General features: G+C 56.5%; 7 protein-coding genes. 2 read left to right on the forward strand and 5 right to left on the reverse strand.

The window, feature by feature from the left end; translation table 11 throughout:
- Positions 1-53 precede the first annotated feature (53 nt).
- Both NHG65_RS12865 and NHG65_RS12870 read right to left on the reverse strand, forming a co-directional pair.
- Entirely contained in the window at positions 54-1,526 is a 1,473-nt protein-coding gene (locus tag NHG65_RS12865) for a pyridoxal phosphate-dependent decarboxylase family protein (RefSeq protein WP_499183435.1), read from the reverse strand.
- Positions 1,527-1,531: 5 nt separating this feature from the next.
- Positions 1,532-2,923: a diaminobutyrate--2-oxoglutarate transaminase gene (locus NHG65_RS12870; protein ID WP_198404395.1), complete on the reverse strand. Its 1,392-nt coding sequence runs from the start codon at positions 2,921-2,923 to the stop codon at positions 1,532-1,534.
- Between the two features lie 600 nt (positions 2,924-3,523).
- Here NHG65_RS12870 and NHG65_RS12875 point away from each other — a divergent pair.
- Both NHG65_RS12875 and NHG65_RS12880 read left to right on the forward strand, forming a co-directional pair.
- Positions 3,524-5,398, forward strand: a complete 1,875-nt coding sequence (locus tag NHG65_RS12875) for a diguanylate cyclase domain-containing protein (RefSeq protein WP_413476980.1) — start codon at positions 3,524-3,526, stop codon at positions 5,396-5,398.
- Positions 5,399-5,537: 139 nt separating this feature from the next.
- Positions 5,538-6,746: an MFS transporter gene (locus tag NHG65_RS12880; protein WP_219016196.1), complete on the forward strand. Its 1,209-nt coding sequence runs from the start codon at positions 5,538-5,540 to the stop codon at positions 6,744-6,746.
- 35 nt (positions 6,747-6,781) lie between these two features.
- Here NHG65_RS12880 and NHG65_RS12885 read toward each other — a convergent pair whose 3' ends face one another.
- The 3 genes from NHG65_RS12885 to fdhF form a co-directional block, all read right to left on the reverse strand.
- Positions 6,782-7,813 carry a HoxN/HupN/NixA family nickel/cobalt transporter gene (locus NHG65_RS12885; protein ID WP_219016197.1) on the reverse strand — a complete coding sequence of 344 codons (1,032 nt, stop codon included), beginning with the start codon at positions 7,811-7,813 and terminating at the stop codon, positions 6,782-6,784.
- Position 7,814: 1 nt separating this feature from the next.
- Positions 7,815-10,112: a carbamoyltransferase HypF gene (gene hypF, locus NHG65_RS12890; protein WP_499183436.1), complete on the reverse strand. Its 2,298-nt coding sequence runs from the start codon at positions 10,110-10,112 to the stop codon at positions 7,815-7,817.
- A gap of 91 nt (positions 10,113-10,203) precedes the next feature.
- Positions 10,204-12,360, reverse strand: a complete 2,157-nt coding sequence (fdhF, locus tag NHG65_RS12895; RefSeq protein ID WP_099062019.1) for a formate dehydrogenase subunit alpha — start codon at positions 12,358-12,360, stop codon at positions 10,204-10,206.
- Between the last annotated feature and the right edge of the window lie 9 nt (positions 12,361-12,369).

Consider the following 12,369-nt stretch of genomic DNA (forward strand, 5'->3'; position numbering starts at 1 on the left):
AAAAGCCGATAACCCGCAAAGGTTATCGGCTTTTCGCTGCCGGTCAGGGCGGATTAAGCGGCAGGCAACTGCTGCGCGGTTTGATCCACCAGTGCCAGCAGGACTTTGATATCGTCCAGGCTGACCGTTGGGTTTAACAACGTCATTTTCAGGCAGGTCACGCCATTAAACTCGGTCACCCCAACGTTGGCACGCCCTGACTCCAGAAGCGCATCACCAATCCGCTGGTTCAGCAGTGCCACTGCGGCATCGCCGCTGTTGGCTAATGACTGCGGACGGTAGCGGAACAGCACGCTGGCCAACTGTGGCTGCATCACCAGCTCCAGCGCCGGTTGGTCGCCAATATAGTGGGCAACCTGTTGCGCCAGCGTCACGCCGTGATCGATGATCGCGGCATATTGCTGCTGGCCTAACGCCTCCAGCCCCATCCACAGTTTTAACGCATCAAAACGGCGGGTGGTCTGCAAGGATTTAGACACCAGGTTAGGCACACCCTGAGCTTCGTCGAACTCGGAGTTCAGGTAAGCCGCCTGATAACGCATCAGCTCATAGTGACGGGCCTCTTTCAACAAGAAAGCGCCGCAACTGATGGTCTGGAAGAATTGCTTGTGGAAGTCCAGGGTAATGGAGTCCACCAGTTCAATGCCGTCCAGGTAGTCACGGTACTTCTCGGAAAGCAGCAACGCGCCGCCCCAGGCCGCATCAACGTGCACCCAGACCTGGTGTTCCGCCGCCAACTTCGCAATTGCACGCAGCGGGTCGATAGCCCCGGCATCGGTGGTGCCCGCGGTGGCAACAATCGCCAGGATCTGCTCGTCATTGGCCTTGGCTTGCGCCAGTTTTTCGGCCAGGTCGTTCACATCCATCCGCGCGAATTGATCGGTTTTCACCAGCGTAACGGATTGGTAACCCAGACCGAGCAACGCCATGTTTTTCTGCACCGAGAAATGGGCATTTTCAGAACATAACACTTTAATCTTGCGCAGGTTACCGACCAGACCATCCTGTTGCACCGAGTGCCCCTGATTGGCGAAGAAGGCATCGCGTGCCAGCATCAGGCCCATCAGATTGCTCTGGGTACCACCGCTGGTGAACACGCCCGCATCGCCAGGCTGATAGCCAACCTGGGTACGCAACCACTCGATCAGCTTCATCTCGATGATGGTGGCTGACGGGCTTTGGTCCCAGGAGTCCATGCTTTGGTTGGTGGCGTTGATCAACACTTCCGCCGCCTGACTGATCACCAGACTTGGACAATGCAAATGCGCGACACACTGCGGGTGATGCACCGACAGGCTGTCTTTTAAAAAGTATTCAATCGCGCGTTCGATGGCCGCCTGGTTGCCCAGGCCCTGCGGATTAAAATCCAGCGTAATGCGTTCACGCAGTTCGGCAACGGTTTTTCCCTGATACATCTCGGGTTGTTGCAGCCACTGCACTACCGCCTGACTACTTTGCTCGATCGCTTGCTGGTAAGCTTCGGTGCTTTGCGCCGAGGCAGCCAGAATCGGGTTTGACCGGGACATTAAATTCACTCCATGCCTACAGGCTTGACGCCGGCGGCTAACAGGGCCTGTTCAAATTTATCCAGGAAAATGCCCAGCTCATCGTTGGTGATCAGCAGGGAAGGCAGCAGACGCAGTACGTTACCGTTACGGCCGCCACGCTCCAGGATCAACCCGGCTTCGAAGCATTTTTTCTGCAGCAGGGCAGACAACTGCGGATCCGCCGGGTAGCAACCCATATGATCCTGCGCTTCGTCAGGTTTAACGATTTCCATGCCAATCATTAAGCCCAGACCGCGCACGTGACCTATTGCCGGATAACGTTTTTGCAGCTCGGCCAGCTTGGCTTTCAGCCATTCGCCTTGTGCGGCGACCTTATCGGCCACGTTGTTATCTTTAAGGTGCTGCAGGGTGGTTAGGCCGGTGGCCATTGCCAGTTGGTTACCACGGAAGGTGCCGGTATGGTGGCCAGGCTCCCAGGCGTCAAATTCTCGCTTGATGCCCAACACCGCCAACGGTAAACCGCCACCTACCGCTTTGGACATCACGATGATGTCCGGCTCAATACCGGCGTGTTCAAAGGCGAACAGTTTGCCCGTACGGGCAAAGCCGGCCTGAACCTCGTCGATAATCAGCAGAATGCCGTGTTCCTGAGTCACTTTGCGGATGCGTTGCAACCATTCGACCGGGGCCGGGTTGACGCCGCCTTCACCCTGAACCGCTTCCAGAATGACAGCCGCAGGTTTACGTACGCCGCTTTCGACGTCGTTAATCAGGTTTTCAAAATAGTAGGTCAGTGCCTTAACGCCAGCTTCGCCGCCGATGCCCAGTGGGCAGCGGTATTCATGCGGGTAAGGCATAAACTGGACTTCCGGCATCATGCCGTTAATCGCTTCTTTCGGTGACAGGTTGCCTGTGACCGCCAGCGCGCCATGGGTCATGCCATGGTAGCCGCCGGAGAAGCTGATCACCCCAGAACGGCCGGTGTATTTTTTCGCCAGCTTCAGTGCGGCTTCGACCGCATCCGCGCCCGATGGGCCACAGAACTGCAGGCAATATTCCTGGCCCTGTTGCGGCAATAAAGAGAGCAAATAAGCTGAGAACTGATCTTTCAACGGGGTTGTAAGATCGAGAGTATGTAACGGCAAGCCGCTGGTAATGACATTTTGGATGCTTTGAAGGACGTCAGGGTGGTTATGACCCAGAGCCAGCGTACCCGCACCAGCCAGGCAATCAAGATATTGATTATTCTCAACATCGGTGATCCACACGCCTTGGGCTTTCGCAATTGCCAACGGCAATTTACGGGGGTAACTCCTGACATTCGATTCAAATTCGGCTTGTCTCGCCAAATATGTTTCGTTGTTTACATTTTCTAAACTCACACCGAAATTATCAATACGGACTTTATCCGTCATCATATCTCTCCTACAACTGGGGGTATCGATACCACCCTAGTTGAATTATTAAATTGAATAAGTAACTACCGTGAAAAAACGCGCCCAATATATGGCTTTTTACCCCCCGGCTCAATAGTTATTTGGCCGGGCAGAATTTATTGTTTTTTCGATAAAAATCAACAAATTGCTGCTTTATTAGCCAATAATGGCGTGATTTGGGGATAATGGAGCGCTTGACAAGGCACGAAAAACTCCCGCAAAGAAAACAGGGGTACCGGCCCAATACGTTTATTTTGCAGGTAATTTTCACCGGGATGGGGCAGGTTTGTGACGGGGGGATTTGTGAGCAACCACTTATTATAAATTATCCATTGCTTACAAAATAACCAGATCTGGTGGGTTTTCTCCGTGATGACATCAGGGGATCTTGCCTTTTTCCTTACAGATACTGGCACTTTTATGGGCGTTTGGGCTGCATGATTAATTCCTCCAGGGGCCCGTAAAACCGGGAAAACCGTCTAAGCTGAATGAAATAAGTCATTTACGGCGCGGTGTTGAGTCATTAAGGCAGCGGCTAATCCTGCCCACATCGCCCAGAGACCTTCATTTGGAGCAGACATGTTCGAGCCATGCTTTCCGGAAAATGAAACCGAGCGGCTGTCGGTTCTACATTCGCTGAACGTACTGGATACGAATTCGGTAGAAAAATTAGACCGGGTTACGCGGTTAGCCGCCAAATATTTTGGGGTCAGTATTGCCTTGATCTCGTTAATCGATCGTGAGCGGCAATGGTTCCTCTCGCGCTCGGGTTTGGAGGCTCGGGAAACGCCACGCAACATTTCATTTTGCGGCCACGCCATTTTGCAACGTGACGCGTTAGTGGTGCCGGATACCGCGGTTGATCCGCGTTTCTTTGACAACCCATTGGTGACCGGCGGACCCAAGATCGGTTTCTATGCCGGTCAACCCTTGCTGTCACTGGACGGTCTGCCGCTGGGCACCCTGTGCATTATCGACAGTCATCCCCAGAGCTTTTCACCCGAGATGGTGCATGATTTACGCGACTTTGCCGCCGTCATTGAAGAGTATCTGCACAGTGTTGAGCGTGATATTTACACGGAAAGTCTCAAATCCAATCTGCAACGTACCGAAGCCCTGTTTGAACAGACCTTTTCTCAGGCGGCAGTGGGCATGGCCCTGGTCTCGCTGGAAGGATATTGGTTACGGGTGAACCCGCGGATCTGTGAAATGCTGGGGTATTCTGAGCGCGAACTGCTGGATCGTACCTTCCAGGACATCACCTATCGCGAAGACCTGCTCACCGATCTCGGGCTATTGAAACAGCTGTTAGCCCATGAGATAGACACTTATTCCATGGAGAAGCGCTATATCCGCGCTGATGGCTCAAGGATTTGGGTTCAGCTTACCGTGTCGCTTAATCGTCTGCCCAATGGTGAGCCTCATCATTTTATTTCCGTTATTGTCGATATCAGCGAACGCAAACTGGCAGAGTCCGATCTCTATTCACTGCAACATGAGCTCGAAGATCGGGTGGTGGCCCGCACGCAGGAACTGAATTTTGCCGTCAATAAGCTCAACCAGGAAATTGCCAGCCGCGTCCTTACCGAGCAGCAACTCAGTAGCGAAAAAGAACGCCTGCGGGCGATTACCGACAATATGCCGGCATTGATCAGTCAGATCGATGCTGATGAACGCTATCTTTTTGCCAACAGCGCCTATAAAGCCTGGTTTGACCTGGATGAAGGGCGTCTCAAGGCGATGACGGTGCAGGCGTTTATGGGGGAGGAGGCTTATACCGCGGCCAAACCCATGATCGAAAGGGCGTTACAGGGGGAAACCGTCAGTTTTGAGAATGAACTCCAAACGCGCCAGGGGCCATTGATCATTCATAACACTCTGGTACCCAGTGAAACTCAGGGTTCCTATATTCTTTCCATGGATATCACCGAGCTTAAGCGTTTGCAGCAGCGGTTAGAGTATGACGTCTCTCATGACATGCTGACGGGGCTAACCAATAGACGCGCTTTCTTACTGCGGTTGGGGGCCACCCTGCAGGCCTGTTGCCCGCAGCAGCAAATGGCGCTGTTGTTTATCGACCTTGATGGATTCAAAACGCTGAATGACAGCTTTGGCCATGATTTCGGTGACCTTATTCTGAAAACCTTTGCCGAGTTGCTCAGCGACTGTGCCGGCCCTCATCATAATGTTTCTCGCCTTGCCGGGGATGAATTTACGGTGATCCTCTGGCCTTTGACGCAACCGCAGCTGCAGGTATGCGCATTTTGCGAGTGCGTGTTGGCCAGGCTGGCGGCGACGCAACAGGTTGGTAATCAAAAAGTGACGCTCTCCGCCAGTATCGGTGCAGCCATATCCTCAGGCGGCAACATGACGGCAGAAGCCCTGCTGACCAGAGCGGATGATGCCATGTACCAGGCGAAATCCGCAGGTAAGGGGACTTATACCGTCCGTTAATCAGCATGAATGACATTTCTCAGGTGAGTGTCCCCCGACAGAGGGGACATTCGCGCTTCTCTGACCAGCATTACGGCCTTTACTTCCCTTTTTTTTCAACCAATATGGTCCGACTGAAACGACAGTCTGGAGAAAAAGTATGGCCAACCCGTATCGTGAACTGCTGACAACCCCGGGCGTAAAGGGGTTAGTGTTCGCGAGTTCTATCGCCCGTCTGCCACAGGCGATGATCGGCATCGGCATTATTACCATGCTGGTACAACAGAGCGGCCTTTATTGGCTGGCCGGCGCGGTGGCCGGCATATTTACGCTGACAAACGCACTGATTGGCCCGCAGATTTCCAAACTGGTGGATCGGCAAGGACAGCGGCGGGTGCTTCCCTGGGTTACCGCTTTCAGTATTGCCATGCTTCTGGCGTTGATGACAACAGCACATCGGCAAGCCCCAATTCCGGTGCTTTTTATTTTTGCCGCACTGGCAGGCACGATGCCGAGCATGCCTGCGATGATAAGAGCGCGATGGACACTGCTTTTCCGTGGTAAACCCCAACTCCACACCGCGTTCTCCCTGGATACCGTGCTGGCAGAGCTGACCTTCGTTATCGGTCCGCCTTTATCGATTGGCCTCAGCACCAGTCTTTTCGCCGCAGCAGGTCCGCTGGTGGCTGTTCTGCTACTGGTGATTGGCGTAACCATTTTTCTTCTGCAACGACAGACGGAACCTAAGGTGGTCAAAAATACGGGTGAGCATACCGGTTCAACCTTGCGTATCCCCGGTATGAGTACCATTGTCCTGGCACTTTTGGCGATGGGGGTGACAGGCGGTTCAATTGATGTGGCTGTGGTGGCCTTCGCTAATGTACAGGGCTGGCCAACGGCCGCCAGTTTGATTCTGGCCGCTTACGCGCTCGGCTCGATGGTCGCGGGACTGGCCTTCGGCGCCGTCCGGTTAACGTTACCCATCGAACGTCAATTCCTTATCGGCATACTGCTAACTGCAGCCACGGCCGTACTGCCGATTCTTTCTGCGGATGTCTATATCATGATGGGAACGATTTTTGTGGCCGGTATGTCCTTTGCGCCGACCATAGTGATCGTCATGAATCTCGGTACTATCCTGGTGCCACCGTCCAGGATCACCGAAGGACTGACGTGGATGACGACCGGCATCAGTATCGGCGTGGCGCTGGGTGCTGCGCTGGCGGGCCTGGTTATTGATGCCTACGGCGCACGCGCAGGCTTCGGTATCCCTATTATTGCGGGGCTTGTCATGGTGGTGGTGGTACTTATTGGTTTACGCACACTTCGCGCCGCTTCCGTGGCGCACGCCGAACCCATATTCTCTTAAGGGGGACGGCAGCCTGCTGGGCTGCCGTCAGGGGGCTAGAGGGTCAGCGAGTCATAATTTTTGCGCCGGTAATTCAGCGCGGACAATGCCCACAGCACCACAAATAGCGCGATGGCGGCGTAACCTACACTGCCCATGTTGTCATTGAGAACTTCAACACCACGCCACAGGCCACCCTGTAACCCCAGCTTGTCGGCTAACAACCCCAGACCTTCCAGGCCGCCGATCACCAAAGCAATCGCCACGCTGGTGGCGGTAATGGTCATGTTGTAATACAGCTTGCGGATCGGCTTATTGAAGGCCCAACCATAAGCACCGACCATCACAAAGTTATCCAGCGAGTCAATCAGCGCCATGCCGCTGGCGAACAGCAATGGGAACACCATAATCGACCAGACCGACAGACCCGAGGTGGCACCCGCCGCGGAGATGCCCAACAGGCCGACTTCGGTAGCGGTATCAAAACCCAGGCCAAACAAAAAGCCGACCAGATACATATGCCAGCTTTTATTCACCAGATTAAAAGCAAAGCGATACAGCCGTGTCATCACGCCGCCGGTGCCGTTCACCAGCAGGGCAACATCTTGCTCCACCAGTTTCTCCCCGCGTTTCACCTGACGGAAAATGCGATAAACATCGCGGAAAATCAGCCAGTTCAACAGTGCCATGGCCAGCAGGAACAGCGAGGAGATCAGCGTACCCAGAGTCGCGCCGTACTGATGCAGCCAGCCAATGCGATCGCCAAACGCCAGAGAGGTGGCGGCAATCGCAATGCAGGCCAGGATCACGATGCTGGAGTGGCCCAAAGAGAAGAATGCGCCGACGGACACCGGGCGCTGGCCTTGCTGCATCAGCTTGCGGGTGACGTTGTCGATAGCGGCAATATGGTCAGCATCCACCGCATGGCGCAACCCATAACCATAAGCCAGCAAAGCGGCGGCGATCAGTGCCGGATACTGATGGAACGCGGCAAATGCCGTTCCCCAGGCCAACAGGTTCAGCGCTACCAACGCCAGTAATAGCCAAAAGGCGCGGGTATGGGTGTGGAAAAACTCGCGGTTTAACATGTTACATCCTGTCAGGGTTTACAGAGGAAGTCGGGGAATGCTGGGCACAGGCGACCAGTGCCTGACCCAATGCCAGCCCACCGTCGCCCGCCGGCAGTTGTTGTGGCAGCAGCACCTGCAACGGTGCCAGATGGTGCTGTAGCCGTTCACGTAATAAGCGGTTGTGCAGCACGCCGCCGCTTAACGCCACATGTTGGATGCCATGCCGAGCGGCAAAAAATTTGGCCAGGTTGGCAAAGCCTTGCGCCAGCGCATCATGGAACGCCCAGGCCTGTTGAGGGGCGGGGGCTTGCCAGCCCAGCCACTGTTGCCAGAACGCAGCAAGATCAAATTGCTCGCCTTTCAGTGACGATGTCACCGGGTGAGAGCAAGGTCCGCTCTGGTGAGCCAGGGCTTCAAACCGGCTGGCCGCTTCGCCTTCCCAACTCTGTTGTGCCGGGGCACAGCCCAGGGTGGCAGCGGCGGCGTCAAACAAACGGCCGCAGGAGGAGGCCAGCGGGGCATTAATACCGGCGTTAATCGCTTTCAGCAGCGGTTGCCAGGGCAGAGTCTGCAGCCGCTCGGCCTGAGGGTAGCTTTGCCAGTCCGGTACGAAGCGCGCGAAATGCGCCAACTGGTTACGCCAGGGTTGCTGTGCGGCCAGATCGCCGCCGGGCAGTGCCACTGCGGGTAATCCCCCCAGATGACGGCAACGGCGATAATCAACCAGCAGGCATTCGCCGCCCCACAAAGCACCGCCCTGGCCGTACCCGAGGCCATCGAGTGCCAGACCAATCACCGGCCCGCCTTCCAGTGGCCAGCGGTGCTCGGCGAGACAAGCGGCCAGATGCGCATGATGATGCAGCACCGGGGTCACCGGCAGTGACTGCCGGGCGGCCCATTGATGGCTGATGTAATGGGGATGAGCATCGCTGGCCAGCCGCTGTGGCTGGCAATGGTACAGGCCGGTGAAGTGCTGAATGGCCTGTTGCCACTGTTGCTGAATATCCTCTTGCTCCAAATCGCCAAAATGCGTGCTGAGCAGGGCCTGATCGCCCAGCACCAGGCAAAAGGTATTTTTGCGATCGCCGCCCACCGCCAACAGGGCCTGCTGAGTGGGGAAGCCGGGCGGCAGCGGCAGGGCATCGGGAACAAATCCGCGCGCCCGGCGGATCATTTCATGGCCCTCGGTTAGCAAACGCACCAGCGAGTCGTCAACGCGTTGCAGGATCTCGCGATCGTGCATCAACCACAGATCGGCAATGCCGTCCAGGTCGGCCAAGGCCTGGTCATTGGTTAACGCCGGAGCACGGCCACTGGCATTGCCTGAGGTCATCACCAGGGGACGTTGTATGGCCTGCATCAGCAAATGCTGAATCGGGTTGGCGGGTAACATCAGGCCCACTTCATCGAGCTGTGGCGCAACGGCGGCAGACAGCGGTGAGTAAGCGGATTGAGGGACCAGCACCACCGGCGCGGCGGGCGAAGTCAACAACGCCTGCAACTGCACCTGGTCAATGCCACTGGCGCAGCGCACCAGCCAACTGGCATCCGGCACCATCACCGCCAGTGGTTTGCCTGGCCGCCGTTTACGCCGACGCAGCCGTTCGACGGCCTGGGTGTCGGTGGCGTCGCAAGCCAGGTGAAAGCCACCCAGACCTTTGATCGCCACAATTTGTCCGGCGGCCAGCGCAGCCACCGCCTGTTGTAGCGCGGCTTCGCCCTGATGCTGTGCCTGACCCTGAGCCAGACAGCTAAACAACTGGGGGCCGCAGTCGCTGCAGGCCACCGGCTGGGCATGAAAACGTCGGTCCTGCGCAGAATGGTATTCCCAGGCACAGTGTGGGCAAAGGGTGAAGGGCGCCATGCTGGTCGCCGGGCGATCGTAAGGCATGGCGCGAATAAGGGTAAAACGAGGGCCGCAATGGGTGCAGTTGATAAAAGGATAACGGTAACGCCGATCCTGCGGATCGTTCATTTCCTGCAGGCATTGGGGGCAGGTCGCCGCATCCGGTACGATCTGGGTCGCCTTGACGCCATGCTGACTGGGGCGAATACTGAAATCGTTGGGGGCTTGCAGCCAGGTAAACGCGCGTTGCTGGATACGTTCGATCTGCGCCAGAGGCGGGGCCTGCTGGTACAACACATGCAGGAATACTTCCAGATCAACGGGTTGTACCAGGCGAATTTCCACCCCGGCGCTGTCGTTCCAGACTTCGCCATGCAGGTTGAGTTGTTCGGCCAGTTGCCAGACAAAAGGCCGGAAGCCGACGCCCTGTACTTTGCCGCTGATGCGCAGCAGTAATCCTGAATGGGACACTTTTTATTACTCTCTGTGTAGGGGCGCTGCATACTGCGCCCGCGTTAATCGGGGCGAATGTATTCGCCCCCTACAAAGTGACTGTGTAACTTTACATCACATCTTCAACCGCGCGCCGCAGGCGGGCTTTCATATCGCTATAGCTCTGTTGCGCATAGTTTTCCGCCCAGTTCTGATCGGCAATCGCCTCCAGTTTTACCGCGCAGTATTTGGTTTCCGGCGTTTTGGAGATCGGATCCAAATTCTCCTGAGTCAGCTCATTACAGGCGCCGATCCACCACTGGTAGGTCATATACACTGCGCCCAGGTTAATGCGCTCGTTATAGTTGGCGCGGCTGATCACCTTGCCGCGGCGCGAGCTGACCCACACCAGTTGCTGGTCGGCAATACCCAGCGCTTCGGCATCCTGCGGATTGATCTGCACGAAGCCGGGCTCGTCCGCCAGAGTTTGCAGGGCGGCGCAGTTACCGGTCATCGAACGGCAGGAGTAGTGACCGACTTCACGCACGGTACACAGTACCAGCGGATAACCGGCATCCGGCACTTCCGCCGGGGCACGCCAGGTGGTGGCGAACAACTGGCCTTTGCCGGTCGGCGTGGTGAACTGATTACCCTGATACAGGTAAGGGGTGCCCTGGCTTTCCAGCGTGGTACAAGGCCATTGCACGTGGCCCAGCTCGCCCATTTTTTCGTAGGTCGCGCCATAAAACAGCGGGCAGAGCTCGCGCATTTCGTCCCAGATTTGCTGGTTATCGTCGTAATGCATCGGATAACCCATCTCGGTGGCCAGCAAACTGATGATGTCCCAGTCGCGTTTGACGTTGTACTGCGGTTCAATGGCTTTCTCGAAACGCTGGAACCCACGGTCGGCACAGGAGAACACGCCGCCATGTTCACCCCAGGAGGTGGCGGGCAGGATCACGTCGGCCTGTTCGGCGGTTTTGGTCATGAAGATGTCTTGCACCACCACAAACTCCAGCGCCTCGAACGCGCCGCGCACCAGGCTCAGGTCGGCCTCGGTCTGCAACGGATCTTCGCCCATGATGTAGTAGGCTTTCACTTTGCCCTCATGAACCAAATGCGGAATTTCGGTGATGCGATAACCCACGTTCGGATCCATTTTGGCGGCATCAATTCCCCAGGCGGTGGCGAACTTGGCGCGTACCGCAGCGTCGGTGACGGCCTGATAGCCGGGGAACTCATTCGGCAGCACGCCCATGTCGCAGGCGCCCTGAACGTTGTTTTGCCCACGTACCGGGCCGACGCCCACGTTGGCCCGGCCCAGATTACCGGTCAGCAACGCCAGGCTGGCGAGCCCTTTGACCACGTCGACCGCCTGGCCGAACTGGGTGACCCCCATGCCCCACATAATGGTGGCAGAAGGGGCGCTAGCGTAGGTGCGCATCGCCTGGCGAATTTGCTGGGCGCTGACGCCGGTCAGTTGTTCTACCGCTTCCGGCGCATAGTCCGCCAACTGCTGACGGTAAGCCTCGAATCCTTCGGTGTATTTCGCCACGTAATCGCGGTCATACAGGTTTTCTTCAATCAGCGTATAAGCAAAGGCATTCACCAGCGCCATATTACAGCCGTTCTTGATCTGCAAATGCTGGTCAGCAATGCGCGCGGTTTCGATACGGCGCGGGTCGCACACGATAATCTGCGCGCCTTTCTCTTTGGCCTTCAGCACCCGGCGAGCCACGATAGGGTGTGAGTCGGCGCAGTTGTAACCGATGACCAGCAGGCATTTGGAGTTTTCGATATCACCAATCGAGTTGCTCATCGCGCCGTTACCCAGCGTGGCCTGCAAACCCGCCACCGATGGGCCGTGGCAGACGCGGGCGCAGCAGTCGACGTTGTTGGTGCCGATCACCGCCCGGGCGAACTTCTGCATCACGTAGTTGGTTTCATTGCCGGTACCGCGTGATGAGCCGGTGTGCATGATGGCGCTGGCACCGTGCTTATCTTTGATCTGTTGCAACCGCTGGGCGGTGTAGCGGATCGCCTCATCCCAACTGACGGCCTCAAACTTGCCGCCTTTTTCACGGCGGATCAGCGGTTGGCTCAGGCGCGGGGTCAGTAGCTTGGTATCGTTGAGAAAGTCCCAGCCGTAATAGCCTTTCAGGCACAGCTCGCCCTGATTGGTCACGCCCTCAGCCGCTTCGGCACGGATGATTTTACCGTTGTCGACCACCAGTTTCATTTTGCAGCCTGCACCGCAGTAAGGGCAGACGGTTGTGATTTTTTTCATCGGTTCAGT

Source organism: Serratia myotis (assembly GCF_027474885.1).
Lineage (GTDB): Bacteria > Pseudomonadota > Gammaproteobacteria > Enterobacterales > Enterobacteriaceae > Serratia > Serratia proteamaculans.